Here is a 15667-nt window from a genome sequence, read left to right as displayed (position 1 = left end):
TGGTCCCCGTGGGGGCGGCGCCGCGGCCCGTGGGCTAGGCCCCGCCGGGGCACCTCCAACCCCGGGGCCTTCTGCCGGGGGTGCGTCAACTGGCCCGGGGGCGATCCTGCGACGCCCGTGACTTCGGCCTGGAGCGGTGCGCCGAAGGGGTGGCAGACGGCGTAGACGTAGCGCAGGCCGGTCATGGGGACTCCCCCTCCACCCGCTCCCCGGCCCTTCCCTCTCCGGCCCTCGCCTGCGCCCCGCCTGGCTCCAGCTGCTCCAGTCGGGCGAGGTGCGCACGCAACTCGGCGTTCTCTCGGGCGAGTTCGTGGCGGTGCGCGCGGGAGGAGAGCGCCGGGTCGTCCTCCCACCAGTCGATTCCCATCTCCTTCGCCTTGTCGACGGAGGCGACGATCAGCCGCAGTTTGATGGTGAGCAGTTCGATGTCGAGCAGATTGATCCGGATGTCGCCCGCGATCACGACTCCCTTGTCGAGCACCCGTTCCAGGATGTCCGCGAGGTTCGCGCCGCTGCCCTGCCCGTACGGCTCGGGGATCCGGCCGGCCGTCGTCATCGGCGACTCCCGCCGTCGTCCGTCCCCGCGCCGGTGCGCAGGCCGATGTCCAGGCGGTCGAGCAGTTCGTCCTCCTGGCCCTCGAATTCCTCCTCATCGATCTCGCCCGCCACGAACCGCCGTTCGAGCAGGGCGAGTTCGGCCCGGACCGCCACCGGGTCGTAGTACTGCCGCTCGGCCTCGGCGAGTACCTGTCTCACCGCCCAGAGGCTGCCGCGCACCGGTGCGAACGGCAGCAGCAGCACCTCGCCGATCAGCCCCATGGGCTCACACCCCGCCGGTACGTGTCGGCTCGGCGGGGCCCGGCTCGACGAAGCTGTACGGCGGCAGCGGCCCGCTGACGCGCAGTTCGACGTGCGGAAGCGTCTCGCGGACCTCCTGCACGGCCCCGAGGAACTCCTCGGCCGAAGCGCGTTCCACCAGGAACGACACATTGGCCAGCCAGCCCGTGGAGTCGGGACCGGCGCTGACGGCCTCCGCCGCCGGCTCAAGCGCGCGCCGCAGCTGCACGGCGTCCTCGGCCTCCCGGCCCTTGACCGCGGCGACGACCATCTCGCCGAGCCGCAGCCGCTGTTCGTAACTGCCGCCGCCCGCTGCCCGGTTGGCCTCGGCGAGCGCCCGCAACTCCTGGTTCTCGGCCATCACGCGGTGGAGCGCGGCCGCCTCGTCGTGGCTCGCCTTGATGTTGTACTCGGCCTTGCCCGCCAGCGTCCTGAGCCGCTCGTGGTAGTGCTCGGCACGCTCCGCGAGCACGCTCGTGACGGCCGCGTCGTCCGGTGCGAGGCTGCCGAACCGCATCGGAAGCACCGCGCCTGCCGCAGCCGCCTCGTTCAGCACTTTCTGGTGGGCGAGCAGGTTGTTGCGCTTGGGCCGCAGCCCGTCGGGCGCGTCGCTGACGACCGCCGCCAGTTCGCCTTCCTTGATCACCCGCACGGGGTGCGGCGGCTTTCCCACTCCGTCCATGCCCACGGGGAGCGAGGGGTGCGAACATGCGGCGATGCCATAGACGTACGTACTCATTCCGGCTCCTTCTTCGTGCGTGTGGAGATCCCGGTGAGCTCGCCCATGGCGTCGGGGCGCCCCGCGATCCCGTGCGGGCCGGCCTCCAGGTCGAGGCGGTTGCACGCCTCGGCGAAGCGCAGATACGTGTCGACGCTCGCCACGACCACACGTATGTCGATCTTCAGGATCTCGATGCCGACGAGGGCGACGCGTACGAACACATCGATGACGAGCCCCCGGTCGAGTACGAGCTCCAGAACGTCGTACAGGCCGCTGGTGGCACCGCTCGGGCGGGCTTGCCGTGCCGGGAGAGCGGTCGTCCCGGCCGCTCGTCCTTGGCTGTCTCCGTGGAGACCGGCGGGCGCATGTGCGTCGGCCCGCCCGCGCTCGTAGCGCCGGATGCGCCGGTATCCGGTGAGCCCGCCCTGCGGGTCGAGGTCCACCTGATAGCTCGCCAGGAGACTCGTCGTGTCGGGGATCCTGGCGAGTTCCAGGACCTCGATCTCCAACGCCCAGCCGTCCTCGGCCTGTTCGAAGGACGACATGGACTCGGCGGTCGTCCCGGTGAGCTCGGCGAGCTGGGCGCGCGCCTGGCGCAGCACCTCCATGGGGCCCGGCGGGCCGTCCGCGGCGCCGCTTCCCGACCGGGGTGAACTCTTCGGGTTCTGCTGACTCGTGGTCTTCTTCGGTGTGTCCGAGGGTCTGTTCGTCATGGCCACCTCGGACTCCGAGTGGCCCACAACCCGTCGGCCAAACCTGGTGACATGCGCGAGAAGGACCGGCGGCCGGTCCTGATTCCGGCACCATCGTCGTCGTACCGTCGGGTGCGCCGAAGCCGAAGAGAGAGTGGTGCGAGATGAAGCTGGTCGTGCAGGAGTTCCTGTCGCTCGACGGTGTCTCCCAGGGCCCGGGGTCCCCGGACGAGGACACCAGTGACGGCTTCACGCGGGGTGGCTGGTTCGTGCCGCACCTGGACGAGGAGTTCGAGCGCCTCGCCGGCAGCTGGCTCGGCGAGGCGGACGCGCTCCTCTTCGGCCGCCGCACCTACCAGAACTTCGCGCGGGACGGCCTCAGATGACCGACCACCCCTTGGCCGGGATCATGAACAGCCTGCCGAAGTATGTGGCCTCCCACAGCCTGACCGAGGCCGACTGGAACCCGACCACCATCCTGTCCGGCGACGTCCCGGCCCAGGTCGCCGAGGTGAAGCGGCGGCCCGGCCGGGAGCTGCAGATCCACGGCAGCGCCCGGCTCGCCCAGTCACTGCTGGCCGCCGGGCTCGTCGACACACTGCGGCTCGCGATCGCCCCGGTCGTGGTGGGCAGCGGCCGGCGGCTGTTCCCGGACGGCGGCGCGCCGGCCGGCCTGCGGCTCGTCAGTCAGCAGACGACACCGGGCGGCCTGTCGGTGCATGTCTTCGCATCGACCGGCCTTCCGGAGTACGGGACCTACGGATCCGAGGCGTAGGTCCCGCACACCGCGTCCACCGGGGTCAGGTGCGCGGTTCCTGCGTGAGCCGTGCGACCTGCTTGTCGATCACCACGTCGAGCGGGAACCCGGGATTGCGCTGCGCGTTGCGGTCGCTCATGTTCACGGTGAGGGCGCCCACCCGCACAAAGGTCTGACGGTCGGTCAGCACGGTGTCACCAGGGCCGTCCATGCTCAAGTCGAAGGCGACCGCCTCGTCGCCCAATGCGGGCGTCTTCGCCATGGTGATCCGGGAGTTGAGCTTCTGGTCCGGGGTCGTCCCCACCAACGTCTTGCAGGTCTTGAGCCCCTTCTTGAGCCCTTGGAACTGCTCCGCCGCCCCTTGGCCGGCATACGAGGCCAGCCAGGTCCGGCCGCCCCACTGGTTGTCCTTCCACCAGAAGTCCTGGATCACGGATGTGGACGCATCGTGCGAGACGAGGGCGTCGAACACGTCCTGGCATCCAGGGCCCGGCACCAGGACCCGCGGATCGTACTTGGCAACGGGACCCTGTACGGGCGCGCTGTCCACCTGCGGCACTTCACCCTCACGCAGCAGGAGGGACTTCAGCTTCTTGGCCGTCAGCGGCCGGGAAGGAGACGGCGACAGCGACGGCGACGCGGACGCCGGCGCCGAGTCCTTCGCCTTCGGAGCGTCGGTCGACCCCTTCGGCGCGTCGGCTGATTCCTTCGGAGCGTCGGTCGACCCCTTCGGCGCGTCGGCTGATTCCTTCGGGTCGTCGGCCGATTCCTTCGGCAAGCACCCGGTGGCCACGACGATCATCCCCACGGCCATCGCCACACCTGCCGCTCTGCGGCACCTCGTCCACACCACCGCTGCCCCCCGTGATCCTCTTCGCCTGCGACGGGCAGACACTACGGCCCCGCGGCAGGTTCGGCCAACGCGCCCATGGGGCTGTCACGCCTGCGGGTCGGACTCCCGGGCCACCCGTTCCAGGCGGTCGCGATGGTTCTCCCACCACGCCTTGTCGTTGGACGGCATGCTGTCGTTGCCCTCGTTCATGCCCACGGCGCCGTCGATGAGTTCCCGGACGATGTCGGCGTGGCCCGCGTGCCGGTGCGTGTCGGCGATCACGCGCACCACTGCGTGATGGAGCGTCACCTCGTCCCTGCCGCTCGGCCACCACGGCACCTTGCCGATCGTGTCCAGGTCCAGCGCGTCGAGCGTCGCGTCCGCGTGTGCCCATGCCCGGCGGTAGAGCTCCACGATGAACTCACGTGACTCGTCGGCGGTGGCCCACATGTCCGCGTTGCCCTCGGCGCCGCCGTCGAGCCAGGGCAGCGGCTCGCCGGCCGGGCGCCCGAACGTGTCGCCGAGATAGCCGAGTTCCACGCCCGCCGTGTGCTTCACCAGGCCCAGCAGGTTGGTGCCGGTCGGCGTCAGCGGGCGGCGGATGTCGTACTCGCAGAGGCCTTCGAGCTTCCACAGCAGGGCATCGCGGGCGGACTGCAGATAGCGGCGAAGGTCGGCCTTGGGATCCGTTGAGGTCATGCACGCCAGTCTGCCGCTCTCGTGATCTCTGTCCACCGGTTTCACCCGCCGCCACCGACCATCGTTACGTACGTCCTGTACATTTCTTACACGAGCCACGGGCCGGCGCATCCGGCCCCGGGAAGAGGAGTGACGTGCCATGAACCGACCGTCCGCCCGCTATGTCCTGCCCGAGTTCACCGAGCGCACCAGCTCGGGAAAGCGGACTCTCGATCCGTACTCGAAGCTGCTCGAGGAGCGCATCGTCTTCCTGGGCACCCCGATCGACGACACCTCGGCCAACGACGTGATGGCGCAGTTCATGCACCTCGAATACCTGGCGCCGGACCGCGACATCTCGCTCTACATCAACTCCCCCGGCGGCTCGTTCAGCGCGATGACGGCGATCTACGACACGATCCGGTTCGTCACCTGCGACGTGGAGACGACCTGCCTGGGTCAGGCCGCGTCGGCGGCCGCGGTCCTCCTTGCCGCCGGCACCCCGGGAAAGCGCCACGCGCTGCCCGGCGCCCGGGTGTTGATCCATCAGCCCTCGATCACCGAGCCGATCCAGGGCCAGACATCCGACCTCGCGATTCAGGCGGCCGAGCTGCAGCGCACCCGTGCGCTCCTGGAGGAACTCCTCGTACGGCACACGGGACAGAGCCCGGAGCGCATCGCGGCGGACATCGAGCGGGACAAGATCCTCAGCGCGCCCGAAGCACTCGTGTACGGCCTGGTGGACCGGATCATCCCGAGCCGCAAGGATTCGCTCCGCGGCAGCAAGGACTCGCTCCGCGCCCCGGACGCGAGGTGAGCCGGTGATGCTGCCGCCCGAACTGCCTCCACTGCCCGCACTGACCCGCGCCGAGGGCGAGTTGATCGACCGGTACCTCGAAGTGGTCGATCTGCTGGGCCGGATCAACCCCGCCCGCGCGTCCGACACGTACGGCGGACTGCGCGCCGCCCAGGCCCTGGTGGGCAGCGCCACCGCGCTGCGGGACGCGCTGACGCTGATGCACCAGCGGGGCGAGAGCGCCGTGCACGCACCGACGTTGGCGCGGGCGCTGCGCGTGCTCGACGGGGAGCGGCGGTCCTGCCGGGTCACCGTGCCGCCCCCTTCGGCGCCCTGATTCCCCCTCAAGTCGGCTGCCCGGCAGGTCTGTAGCCGTCCGGGGCCGGAGTTAAACGGACCAGACGGGCTACCCCGTTCGGCGTAGCAGGTCGTCGTCAACGGGGTCGGTCGCAGTTGCGTCAGCGGTGTACGCGACGGCCGGAATGACTCCTTCCGGTGCTGGTAGAGCGATCGTCGAGCCCTGCGAAGGGTGCCCTTATCCGGCGTTGTCCACCTGAACGGTTCAGCCGTGAGGAGCCTCACAAAACGCCGTTTCGGCTCGGTTTTCGGGCCGTTGACGGGTCAAGATCCCTTCCGACGACAAGCCCCCGCCACAGCGGCGGGGCGGTCCGGGCGGACGCCGAGTCCTGCCGCCGCCCGGATGCCCGGTCGACATCGGTGCACCGGCAGGAGTGGAGGACCCAGGCACGACGGGTCGGTCCGGAAGGTCCGGACAACGGCCCTTGGGGTGAAGCCGCACACCGCGGCCGGGCAACTTTGTCAGCCCGAATCCGACAGGTCATCCTTCACAGGCGGCTGACGAAGGGTTGCGCATGACCGCGCTGAATCATGTTCCGTCGCTGCTCACCAGGGCCGGTTGCGCATCGGCTCTCACGCTCGCCGTCGTCGGCGGCACCCTCGTGGCCCCAGGGCTCACGACGGAGGCCCAGGCCGCGACACACGGAACGAAGGCCCTGAAGATCGCCGCGTCCAAGAAGGGCTCGCCCTACCGCTACGGAGCCACGGGGCCCAACCGGTTCGACTGCTCGGGCCTGACGCTCTACTCGTTCAAGCGCGCCGGCAAGAAGCTCCCGCGCACCGCCGCACAGCAGTACAACAAGACCCGGCACATCTCCGCGTCCAACCGTTCCCGCGGTGACCTGGTCTTCTTCCACTCCGGCCGGAACGTCTACCACGTCGGCATCTACGCGGGTAAGGGCCGGATCTGGCACGCCCCGAAGTCGAACACCGTGGTGCGGCTCGAGAAGATCTGGACCAAGAGCGTCTCGTACGGCAGGGTGCGCTGACCTGCCGCCGGGCGGCGGCGGCCGGCCCTTCGGCCGGCGTCGTCGCCCGGCGCGTCCACCGCGCTTGGCGCGCGCCGACCCGGATACTCGTGCGGCATGGCCGACGACAGTGGCTCCCACGCCTCTCACGACAACCGCAACGAGACGCCGTTCGAGCGCGCGGACCGCAACTTCTCGGAGATCCTCCAGGAGTTGAGGGTCACGCAGACCGGCGTGCAGATCCTCTTCGCCTTCCTGCTGACCCTTGCCTTCACGCCCCGCTTCCGGACCCTGGACGACGTGCAGCGCGCCACCTACGTCACCACGCTGCTGCTCGCCGTCCTCGCGGCGGCCCTGTTCACGGCGCCGGCCGCGGTGCACCGGGCGCTGTTCCAGCAGCGCGCCAAACCGCTGATCGTGCGGGTCTCCTCGCAGCTCGCCAGGGCCGGCATGGCCGTCCTGATGTTCGCCCTCGCCGGATCGGTGCTCCTGGTCGTGGACGTGGCGGTGGGCCGCACCGGCGGGATCATCGCGAGTGCGGGCACGCTGCTCGTGTGCGGGGGCCTGTGGGGCGTGCTCCCCCGCGTACTCCCCCGCCTGGCGCGCCGCAGGGCCGCACGGCAGGACGTCACGCCAGAGCCGCCTCGATGAGCAGCACCAGGCCGAGGACGCTCAGCGCGCCGCCGGTGACGCCCTCGATCGCCCGGGCGGTACGCGGCCGGCGCAGCCAGCGGCCGAGCCGGTCCACCAGGAGCGCGACGACCGGGAACCACACGAGGGCGAGCGCGACGATGATGGACGCGAGCAGCAGCGTCCTGGGCATCGCGGGGTTCCCTGCGGGCACGAACTGGGGCAGCACGCTGAGGAACGTGATGGGTGCCTTGGGGTTGAGGGCATTGGTGAGGAACCCCTGCCGCAGGCTGCCGCCCACCGCCTTCTCCTCCTCCCCCGGCGCACCGGCACCCCGCACCGGCCGTGCCGCCGACCGCAGGGTGCGGTAGCCCAGATAGAGCACATAGCCGCCGCCGACGATCTGCAGCACCCGGAAGAGCGTCGGCACCGCCGCGAGCACCGCCGCGACCCCGGCCACCGCGAGCGCCGTGTGCACCAGGAGCCCGCCCGCGACACCGATCGCGCAGGTGACCCCGGCGCGGCGGGAGGCGAGGGCGTTGCGCACCACCACGGCGAAGTCGGCGCCCGGCATGGCGACCATGCCCGCGGCGACTCCGGTGAAGGCGACCAGTTGTGCGTCCATGGCCCCCAGCCTGCCGTTCTTCTGCCTTCAGCAGGTATGTGGAATATCCTGGGTCTGCCTTAAGCAGGCGTTTACCCCCACGCCGACGGCCCGCCGCGGCGGGAGACACGGGAGACACCATGTACGACCCGACGCGGCTCGCCGCACTGGTGGCCGTCTCCGAGGCCGGGTCGATCACCCGCGCCGCCGAGCGCCTCGGCTACACCGTGCCCGCCCTCTCCCAGCAGCTGGCCAAGCTGGAGCGGGAGGCGGGCACCCCGCTCCTCGTCCGGCATCACCGCGGGGCACGGCTGACCGGTGCGGGCGAGCTGCTGCTGGCCCGCGCGCGCCGGGTCCTGGACGAGATGGAGCGGGCGCGGCATGAACTGGCGCAGCTGTCGGGCCTGTCCGGCGGCCGACTGCGGGTGGGGACCTTCACCACGGCGGGGATCCATCTGGTGCCGCCCGCGCTGACCGCGTTCCGCCGTGCCCATCCGGACATCGAGCTGACGCTGCGGGGCTATGAGCCGCCGCTCGGTGTGGCGGCCGTGGCGGCGGGCGAGGTCGACCTGGCGCTCACGCACACCTATGAGCCGTCGGATCCCGTGCCGTTGCCCGCGTCCGTGAGCGCGGAGCCGGTCCTGGTCGAGGAGTTGGTCCTGGTGACCTCGCCCGGGCACGCGCTGGCGGGCCTCTCGTCGCGGCTGCCGCTCGCCGAGCTCGCCGGGCAGCCGCTGATCAGCATGGCGCCGACGCATCCGCCCCGGCACGGCGTGGAGTCGGCACTCGCACGGGCCGGGGCGACCCCCTCGGTGCTTGTCGAGACTCCGGGCTACGCGCTGGTGTGCGCGCTGGTCAGCGCCGGCCTCGGCGTCGCCGTCGTACCGGAGATGGTGGCGCGGACGGCGGCCACCCCGGTGGGGGTCCGGCCGCTGGAGCCGGGAAGTCTCCGCCGTACGATCTCGGTCGTCCACCGCAGCGACGGTTCGCATCCGGCGGCCGACACCTTCCGGGCCCTGCTCCGTGGGGCATTCGGGCGCTCAGCGGGTTGAGGTCGATGGCGACGGCACCTCGCCCCGGACCGCCCCCGTCCACGGCAGCGCGATCCAGACCGTCTTGCCGCCCTCGGGGGTGGGGGTGACCGAGAGTCTGCCGCCGCATTCGACGGTCAGCCAGCGGATGATCACCATGCCGCGGCCGTTGTCCTGCTGGACGGCGGCGGGCAGCCGCTTGGGGTAGCGGGGGTGACTGTCGGTGACGCCGATGCGCAGCTGCTCCTCGCGGTCCAGTTCGATGCCCACGGTGAAGGTGGGCGACTGTCCGAGGGTGTGCTGGACGGCGTTGGTGGCCAGTTCGGAGACGATGAGCCGGACGGTGTCGGCCACTTCGGCGTCGCCGGGCAGGCCCCACTCCGTGAGGACGTTCGATACGTACTTCCGGGCCGCGGAGACCGAGGCAGGATCGCTCGGCAGAGTGACGGATGCTTCCTGAAGGTCTGCCATGGCGACGCTGTCCCTTTCCCACCGGGACTGGACTCCGACTCGTAGCGGAAGGCACGAGGACAGTCCCGGAATGGTGCTTCGCGCCAGACTGCCACTACTGGGCCCCTCACGTGTGGCGATCCACCGAGATGTGCATATATCTGTCGCTCAAAGCGGTGAACTCTGCTACGGCAGACCGTATTTGGGCACGAGACCGGCACTTCCTCTACTGTCGCCCGTGAGAGACCGGGGGAGGCCGGAAAATGAGGCTCCGTCGGAGAGGAGACGGACATGCAGCACGGTCCCGCGGTGCGCCGCCGCAAGCTCGGCGCCGAACTGCGTGCGCTGCGCACGCTCGCGGGGCTCACCAGCGGCCAGGCCGCGAGCCGGGTCGGCTGGCACCAGTCGAAGGTGAGCCGGATCGAGACCGGGCGTAGCGGTGTCAAGGCCGCGGACGTACATCTCCTCCTCGACGCGTACGAGGTGAAGGATGCACAACTCCGCCAGTTGCTGGTCGCGTTGGCGGGCGCCGACGACCGCGGCGGGCGTCACCACTGGTGGCACGCCTACCGCGGGCTGCTGCCACCGGCGTACCGCGATTTCATCAGTCTGGAATCACAGGCCTGCCGCGTCCGCACCCTGGAGACCAATGTCGTGCCCGGCCTGCTCCAGACGCCCGACTACGCGCGAGCGGTGACCCGGGCCGCGCTGGACGGTCTGCCGGACGAGCAGGTGGACGCGCTGGTGGAGGTGCGCCTGGCCCGCCAGGACGTGCTGCGCGCGCGACGGCCGCTGCGACTGAGCGTGATCCTGGACGAATCGGTGCTGCACCGGCAGATCGGCGGGGCACAGGTGCTCGCGGGGCAGCTGAAGCGGTTACAGGAGGCGGCACAGCTGCCCCATGTGCGGTTGCAGGTGCTGCCGTTCGCCGCGGGAGAGCACAGGGGACTCCTCGGCTCTTTCGTTATCTTCTCATTTCCGAACATTGCTGATCTGGATGTGGTTGTTCTCGACCATTTGACGAGTAGCCTCTACCTCGAACGGAAAGAAGACCTCCAGGCATACACGGATGCCTTCAACTCCCTTCTAGGACAAGCACTTTCACCCGAGGAATCAACGGATCACATCGCCGGGATAGGTGACGGCGCGTAAGGGGGCACCATGACTGCATTGCCTCGGTACGTATCCGACAGCACTTCTCTGAGCGGCGCACGGTGGCAGCGCAGCAGCCACAGCAACGGAATGAACAACTGCGTCGAGACAGCCCCGCTGACTTCAGGGCCGAAGTCGGGACTGCTTGCCGTGCGCGACTCCAAGCACACCGCAGGGCCCGCCCTGCTCTTCCCGCACGCCACCTGGGAGGCCTTCGTCCACGGCCTCCGGTGACGGGCGGACCCCCGGTGACTACCGGGGTGCGGTACGGCTGATCACTCGTACGGCATCGGCGATCTGCGCGCCGGTGAGATCCGCACGGGCGGTCAGCCGCAACCGCGAGATGCCGTCGGGGACCGACGGCGGACGGAAGCAGCCGACGGCCAGACCCGCGCCGCGGCAGTCGGCGGCCCAGCGCACGGCGGCTTCCGGCGACGGGGCGCGCACCGAGACGACGGCCGCGTCGGGGCGCACCGCCCGCAGACCTTCCGCCGTGAGGCGTTCATGCAGCTCGGCCGCGACCGCGCGGGCCCGCGCCGCCCGCTCGGGCTCGGCGCGCAGCAGCCGCAGGGCGGCCAGCGCGGCACCGACGGCTGCCGGGGCGAGCCCCGTGTCGAAGATGAAGGTGCGGGCGGCGTTGATCAGGTGGTCGATGACCTTGGCGGGGCCGAGCACCGCACCGCCCTGGCTGCCGAAGGACTTCGACAGGGTGACCGTGGCCACGGTGTGCGGGCTGCCCGCGAGCCCGGCCGCCTGCGGTGCGCCGCGGCCGCCGTCGCCGAGCACGCCGAGGCCATGGGCGTCGTCGACGATCAGACCGGCGCCGAACTCACCGGCGGCTGCGGAGAGTTCGGCCAGCGGGGCCGCGTCGCCGTCCACCGAGAAGACCGTGTCCGACACGACGACCGCCGGGCCGCGGTGGCCGTCGAGCGTCTTGCGCACGGCGGCGGGATCGGAGTGCGGAACCACCTGGGTCGTGCCGCGCGCGAGGCGGCAGCCGTCGATCAGCGAGGCGTGATTGCCCCCGTCGGAGACGATCAGCGAGCCGTGCGGGGCGAGCGCCGTGACCGCGGCGAGGTTCGCGGCGTATCCGGAGGACAGCACGAGGGCGGACTCGAAGCCGCAGAACTCGGCGAGTTCGCGCTCAAGGTCCGCGTGCAGCTCGGTGGATCCGGTCACCAGGCGCGATCCGGTCGCCCCGCCGCCCCAGCGGCGCGCCGCGGCCGCCGCGCCCTCGGTGATCTCGGGGTGCCGCGCCAGGCCCAGGTAGTCGTTGCTCGCCAGGTCGAGGAGGTTACCGGCGTCGGCGGGACGCGGGCGCAGGGTGCGGACAAGGCCGGCCCTGGCACGCAGGCTCGCCTGCTCGTCGATCCAGTCGAACGGCGAGCTCGCCATGGGATTCCTCCGGGGCATGGTCAGTGGCCGGTTGCAGACAGTGCGGTTGCGGACGGTGCGTTTGTAGACGGTGCGTTTGTAGACAGTGCACAGACCCTAGCCGTCCGGCCACCAGGCCAGGATGTGGCAATACCCACACCTCAAAGCGTTTCTGTTGTGCGAACTCTCCTTGGAAAGGCAGGCTCTCGTGCGTAAGGATCAGCGCCATGGATCTGCTGAACACGCTGGTGGACAAGGGGCTTCGGCGCGAGCTGCCGACCCGTGAAGAGGCGCTGGCCGTGCTGGCCACCTCCGACGACGAGCTGCTCGACGTGGTGTCGGCCGCCGGGAAGGTACGGCGCCAGTGGTTCGGGCGACGGGTGAAGCTCAACTATCTGGTCAATCTCAAGTCGGGCCTGTGCCCCGAGGACTGCTCGTACTGTTCGCAGCGCCTCGGCTCCACGGCCGGGATCCTCAAGTACACCTGGCTGAAGCCCGACGAGGCCTCGCAGGCCGCCGCAGCGGGTGTCGCGGGCGGCGCCAAGCGGGTCTGCCTGGTCGCCAGCGGCCGCGGGCCGACGGACCGTGACGTCGACCGGGTCTCGCAGACCATCGAGGCGATCAAGGAGCAGAACGAGGGCATCGAGGTGTGCGCCTGCCTCGGTCTGCTCTCCGCCGGCCAGGCGGACAAACTGCGCACGGCGGGCGCGGACGCGTACAACCACAATCTCAATACGTCCGAGGGCACGTACGGCGAGATCACCACGACCCACACCTACGCCGACCGCGTGGACACGGTGCAGCAGGCGCAGGCTGCGGGCCTGTCCGCCTGCTCGGGTCTGATCGCGGGCATGGGCGAGACGGACGAGGACCTCGTGGACGTGGTCTACGCGCTGCGCGACCTCGACCCCGACTCGGTGCCGGTCAACTTCCTGATCCCCTTCGAGGGCACCCCGCTGGCCAAGGAGTGGAACCTCACCCCGCAGCGCTGTCTGCGCATCCTCGCGATGGTCCGCTTTGTCTGCCCCGACGTGGAGGTACGTATCGCGGGCGGCCGCGAGGTGCATCTGCGCACGATGCAGCCGCTCGCCCTGCACCTCGCCAACTCGATCTTCCTCGGCGACTACTTGACCAGTGAGGGCCAGGCGGGCAAGACCGACCTGGAGATGATCGCTGACGCCGGCTTCGAGGTCGAGGGCGCGGGCACCGTGACGCTGCCCGAGCACCGCGCGGACGCGATCGCGGCGGCCGGGTGCGGCTCCCACGCGGAGAGCGGGGGCGGCTGCGGGTCGCACGGCGGGGGCGGCTGCGGTCCCTGTGGTTCGTCCGCACAGTCGGAGCCGTCGGAGCCTTCCGTGGCCGCGGAGACCACGGCGGCCTCCGAGACCTCCGAGGCGCGTACGGATCTGGTGGCCGTACGCCGCCGGGGCGCGGGAACGGACCTGGCGCCCAATGCCTGACCTGCCCGTATCGGAGCTGCTCGACCTCGACCGACGCCATGTCTGGCACCCCTACGGCCCCATGCCCGGCCGCCAGGAGCCCCTGGTCGTCGAGTCGGCGAGCGGCGTACGGCTCCGGCTCGCGGACGGCGGGGGCGAACTGGTCGACGGCATGTCGTCCTGGTGGTCGGCGATCCACGGCTACAACCACCCGGTGCTCAACGACGCGGTCCGCGGCCAGCTGGAGCGGATGAGCCATGTCATGTTCGGCGGGCTCACCCATGAGCCCGCGATCGGCCTCGCGAAGCGCCTTGTCGACATGTCGCCCGACGGTCTGGAGCATGTCTTCCTCGCGGACTCCGGTTCGGTGTCGGTCGAGGTCGCCGTCAAGATGTGCCTGCAGCACTGGCGCTCGCTGGGCCGTCCCGCCAAGCGGCGGATGCTGACCTGGCGCGGCGGCTACCACGGCGACACCTGGCAGCCGATGGCGGTGTGCGACCCCGATGGCGGCATGCACGAGCTGTGGCAGGGCGTACTGCCCCAGCAGGTCTTCGCGGACGCACCGCCGGCGGGTTTCGATGCGTACGACGATGTGTACGCGGAGCATCTGCGGGAGCTGATCGGGCGGCACGCCGACGAGCTTGCCGCGGTCATCGTGGAACCGGTGGTGCAGGGCGCGGGCGGGATGCGGTTCCACTCCCCCGCCTATCTGCGGGTGCTGCGCGAGGCGTGCGACGAGCACGACGTGCTGCTCGTCTTCGACGAGATCGCGACGGGGTTCGGCCGCACGGGCCGGCTGTTCGCCGCGGACCACGCGGGCGTCACGCCCGACGTCATGTGCGTGGGCAAGGCCCTGACCGGCGGCTATCTGACGATGGCGGCCACGCTGTGCACGGCGAGGGTCGCCGACGGCATCTCGCGCGGCGAGGTGCCGGTGCTTGCCCACGGCCCCACGTTCATGGGCAATCCGCTCGCCGCCGCGGTGGCCTGCGCCTCGATCGACCTGCTGCTCGGGCAGGACTGGCAGACCGAGGTCAAGCGCATCGAGACGGGCCTGCGCGGCACGCTCGGCGAGGCGGCCACGCTGCCGGGCGTACGGGACGTACGCGTGCTCGGCGCGATCGGTGTCGTCCAGCTCGACCACCCGGTGGACATGGCAGCGGCCACGCGCGCCGCGACGCGCGAAGGCGTGTGGGTGCGACCGTTCCGCGACCTGATCTACACGATGCCGCCGTTCATCACGGGCGACGACGACGTGGCACGGATCGGGCGCGCGGTGTGCGCGGCAGCGAAGGAGGCCTGACATGACGGTCCTCGTGGTGTCCGGCACGGGCACCGAGATCGGGAAGACCGTGACGACGGCCGCGGTGGCCGCACTCGCGGTCGCCGCGGGACGGAGCGTCGCCGTGCTCAAGCCCGCGCAGACCGGGGTCGCGCCCGGTGAGCCGGGGGACGCTCAGGAGGTGGTGCGCCTTGCGGGCGATGCCGTCACCACCCTCGAACTGGCCCGCTTTCCCGAGCCGTTGGCGCCGAACACCGCCGCACGGCGGGCCGGGATGACGCCGATCCGCCCGCACGAAGTGGCCGATGCGGCCGAGAAGTTGGCGGCCGAGCACGATCTGGTCCTGATCGAGGGCGCGGGTGGCCTGCTCGTCCGCTACGACGACGAGGGGGCGACCCTGGCCGATGCCGCCCGGCTGCTCTCCGCTCCGGTCCTTGTCGTCGCGTCGGCGGGCCTCGGCACGCTCAACACGACGACCCTGACCGCGGAGGCGCTCCGCGCCCGCGAGCTGACGCCGTTGGGCGTGACGGTCGGCAGCTGGCCGACCGCCCCGGACCTGGCATCCCGCTGCAACCTCGCCGACCTGCCGCAGTCGGCCGGAGCGAACCTCCTGGGCGCGATCCCGGCGGGCGCGGGCACCCTCTCAGGAACCGACTTCCGCACCCGAGCGGGGAGTTGGCTGGGCCCCGAGCTGGGCGGCGAGTGGGACGCGGCGGCTTTCACTGCACGAGAGGCGCCGGGGGCGCGGGAGGCCTGACGGCCACTGGGCTGAAGGGGGGCGGGGCCTTCGGGTCTTGTCCCCCTTCCCTATGCGCGACGCTGGGGGCACCGGAAGGCTGAGGGGCGAAAGGGCTGACGCAGGGCGGGAACTCGGGAGCCCGTCGCTCCTTCCCCCTTCACGGCGCGGCAGGCGCCGGGAGTACCGAAAGCCCGAGGGTCAGTGGCTGACGGGGGCGGGACCTTGGAGCCCGTCGCCTATCCCTCTTCACGACGCGGCAGGCGCCGGGAACGTGGGAAGCCGGGGGGCCACTGAGCTGACACAGGGCGAGACCTCGGACCCTGTCACC

The 15667-nt window shown here is 71.0% G+C and carries 18 protein-coding genes, 4 pseudogenes and 1 riboswitch; of the genes and pseudogenes, 11 read left to right on the top strand and 11 right to left on the bottom strand.

Going from position 1 to position 15667, the window contains the following annotated elements; genetic code table 11:
* From ACFWY6_RS33160 to ACFWY6_RS33135, 6 genes and pseudogenes are all read right to left on the bottom strand, one after another.
* Positions 1 to 185 (bottom strand): annotated as a pseudogene (locus ACFWY6_RS33160) (gas vesicle protein); the annotation flags it as partial.
* Positions 182 to 556: a gas vesicle protein gene (locus ACFWY6_RS33155; protein WP_384698379.1), complete on the bottom strand. Its 375-nt coding sequence runs from the start codon at positions 554 to 556 to the stop codon at positions 182 to 184. The gene ACFWY6_RS33155 and the pseudogene ACFWY6_RS33160, both read right to left, overlap by 4 nt.
* Entirely contained in the window at positions 553 to 819 is a 267-nt protein-coding gene (locus ACFWY6_RS33150) for a gas vesicle protein GvpG (RefSeq protein ID WP_384698376.1), read from the bottom strand. The genes ACFWY6_RS33155 and ACFWY6_RS33150 overlap by 4 nt, the downstream gene beginning before the upstream one ends.
* Positions 820 to 823: 4 nt before the next feature.
* On the bottom strand, positions 824 to 1576 hold the full coding sequence (locus ACFWY6_RS33145; protein WP_384698373.1) for a GvpL/GvpF family gas vesicle protein: 753 nt from the start codon (positions 1574 to 1576) through the stop codon (positions 824 to 826).
* Between the two features lie 5 nt (positions 1577 to 1581).
* Positions 1582 to 1827, bottom strand: a pseudogene (gene gvpJ, locus ACFWY6_RS33140) (gas vesicle protein GvpJ); the annotation flags it as partial.
* A gap of 99 nt (positions 1828 to 1926) precedes the next feature.
* A pseudogene (locus tag ACFWY6_RS33135) lies at positions 1927 to 2271 on the bottom strand (gas vesicle protein); the annotation flags it as partial.
* A gap of 143 nt (positions 2272 to 2414) precedes the next feature.
* Here ACFWY6_RS33135 and ACFWY6_RS33130 point away from each other — a divergent pair.
* A pseudogene (locus tag ACFWY6_RS33130) lies at positions 2415 to 3025 on the top strand (dihydrofolate reductase family protein).
* Positions 3026 to 3050: 25 nt separating this feature from the next.
* On the opposite strand, the gene ACFWY6_RS33125 reads toward ACFWY6_RS33130, so the two are convergent.
* Positions 3051 to 3821, bottom strand: coding sequence for a hypothetical protein (locus tag ACFWY6_RS33125; protein ID WP_384698370.1), 771 nt, complete (start codon positions 3819 to 3821; stop codon positions 3051 to 3053).
* A gap of 123 nt (positions 3822 to 3944) precedes the next feature.
* Entirely contained in the window at positions 3945 to 4538 is a 594-nt protein-coding gene (locus tag ACFWY6_RS33120) for a DinB family protein (RefSeq protein ID WP_384698367.1), read from the bottom strand.
* 139 nt (positions 4539 to 4677) lie between these two features.
* Between ACFWY6_RS33120 and ACFWY6_RS33115 the strand changes: the two genes are divergently transcribed.
* The 4 genes from ACFWY6_RS33115 (at position 4678) to ACFWY6_RS33100 (ending at position 7289) form a co-directional block, all read left to right on the top strand.
* The gene (locus ACFWY6_RS33115; RefSeq protein ID WP_384698364.1) at positions 4678 to 5334 is read left to right on the top strand and encodes an ATP-dependent Clp protease proteolytic subunit; all 657 of its coding nucleotides are present in this window, start codon (positions 4678 to 4680) and stop codon (positions 5332 to 5334) included.
* A 7-nt stretch (positions 5335 to 5341) separates the two neighbouring features.
* Positions 5342 to 5650 carry a hypothetical protein gene (locus tag ACFWY6_RS33110; RefSeq protein WP_361814137.1) on the top strand — a complete coding sequence of 103 codons (309 nt, stop codon included), beginning with the start codon at positions 5342 to 5344 and terminating at the stop codon, positions 5648 to 5650.
* Between the two features lie 365 nt (positions 5651 to 6015).
* Positions 6016 to 6182, top strand: a riboswitch (cyclic di-AMP (ydaO/yuaA leader).
* Positions 6183 to 6185: 3 nt separating this feature from the next.
* Positions 6186 to 6659 carry a C40 family peptidase gene (locus tag ACFWY6_RS33105; RefSeq protein ID WP_365501775.1) on the top strand — a complete coding sequence of 158 codons (474 nt, stop codon included), beginning with the start codon at positions 6186 to 6188 and terminating at the stop codon, positions 6657 to 6659.
* A gap of 96 nt (positions 6660 to 6755) precedes the next feature.
* Positions 6756 to 7289 (top strand): DUF6328 family protein, encoded by a 534-nt coding sequence (locus tag ACFWY6_RS33100; RefSeq protein ID WP_384698361.1) that lies wholly within the window; start codon positions 6756 to 6758, stop codon positions 7287 to 7289.
* On the opposite strand, the gene ACFWY6_RS33095 is transcribed toward ACFWY6_RS33100, so the two are convergent.
* Positions 7267 to 7893, bottom strand: a complete 627-nt coding sequence (locus ACFWY6_RS33095) for a LysE family translocator (RefSeq protein ID WP_384698358.1) — start codon at positions 7891 to 7893, stop codon at positions 7267 to 7269. The genes ACFWY6_RS33100 and ACFWY6_RS33095 overlap by 23 nt on opposite strands.
* Before the next feature lie 119 nt (positions 7894 to 8012).
* Between ACFWY6_RS33095 and ACFWY6_RS33090 the strand changes: the two genes are divergently transcribed.
* Complete coding sequence (locus ACFWY6_RS33090) at positions 8013 to 8924, top strand: LysR family transcriptional regulator (RefSeq protein WP_384698355.1); 912 nt, start codon at positions 8013 to 8015, stop codon at positions 8922 to 8924.
* Here ACFWY6_RS33090 and ACFWY6_RS33085 read toward each other — a convergent pair.
* Positions 8913 to 9374, bottom strand: coding sequence for an ATP-binding protein (locus ACFWY6_RS33085; protein ID WP_384698352.1), 462 nt, complete (start codon positions 9372 to 9374; stop codon positions 8913 to 8915). The genes ACFWY6_RS33090 and ACFWY6_RS33085 overlap by 12 nt on opposite strands.
* Positions 9375 to 9644: 270 nt before the next feature.
* Between ACFWY6_RS33085 and ACFWY6_RS33080 the strand changes: the two genes are divergently transcribed.
* Positions 9645 to 10505, top strand: coding sequence for a helix-turn-helix domain-containing protein (locus tag ACFWY6_RS33080; RefSeq protein WP_384698350.1), 861 nt, complete (start codon positions 9645 to 9647; stop codon positions 10503 to 10505).
* A gap of 9 nt (positions 10506 to 10514) precedes the next feature.
* Positions 10515 to 10739, top strand: a complete 225-nt coding sequence (locus tag ACFWY6_RS33075) for a DUF397 domain-containing protein (RefSeq protein ID WP_384698347.1) — start codon at positions 10515 to 10517, stop codon at positions 10737 to 10739.
* 18 nt (positions 10740 to 10757) lie between these two features.
* Here the strand turns inward: ACFWY6_RS33075 and ACFWY6_RS33070 are convergent, their stop codons facing one another.
* Positions 10758 to 11900: an 8-amino-7-oxononanoate synthase gene (locus ACFWY6_RS33070; RefSeq protein WP_384698344.1), complete on the bottom strand. Its 1143-nt coding sequence runs from the start codon at positions 11898 to 11900 to the stop codon at positions 10758 to 10760.
* 206 nt (positions 11901 to 12106) lie between these two features.
* Here ACFWY6_RS33070 and bioB point away from each other — a divergent pair, with 206 nt between their 5' ends.
* Genes bioB through bioD form a run of 3 tightly spaced genes read left to right on the top strand, consistent with a single transcriptional unit; the run spans position 12107 to position 15357 of the window.
* The gene (gene bioB, locus ACFWY6_RS33065; protein WP_384698341.1) at positions 12107 to 13339 is read left to right on the top strand and encodes a biotin synthase BioB; all 1233 of its coding nucleotides are present in this window, start codon (positions 12107 to 12109) and stop codon (positions 13337 to 13339) included.
* Positions 13332 to 14621, top strand: coding sequence for an adenosylmethionine--8-amino-7-oxononanoate transaminase (locus ACFWY6_RS33060; RefSeq protein ID WP_384698338.1), 1290 nt, complete (start codon positions 13332 to 13334; stop codon positions 14619 to 14621). The genes bioB and ACFWY6_RS33060 overlap by 8 nt, the downstream gene beginning before the upstream one ends.
* Before the next feature lies 1 nt (position 14622).
* Entirely contained in the window at positions 14623 to 15357 is a 735-nt protein-coding gene (bioD, locus tag ACFWY6_RS33055) for a dethiobiotin synthase (protein WP_384698336.1), read from the top strand.
* Positions 15358 to 15667: the final 310 nt, after the last annotated feature.

Source organism: Streptomyces sp. NPDC059037 (genome assembly GCF_042740015.1).
Lineage (GTDB): Bacteria > Actinomycetota > Actinomycetes > Streptomycetales > Streptomycetaceae > Streptomyces.
The sequence above is the reverse complement of the archived record's forward strand: the minus strand, read 5'-3'. Positions and strand labels throughout refer to the sequence as shown.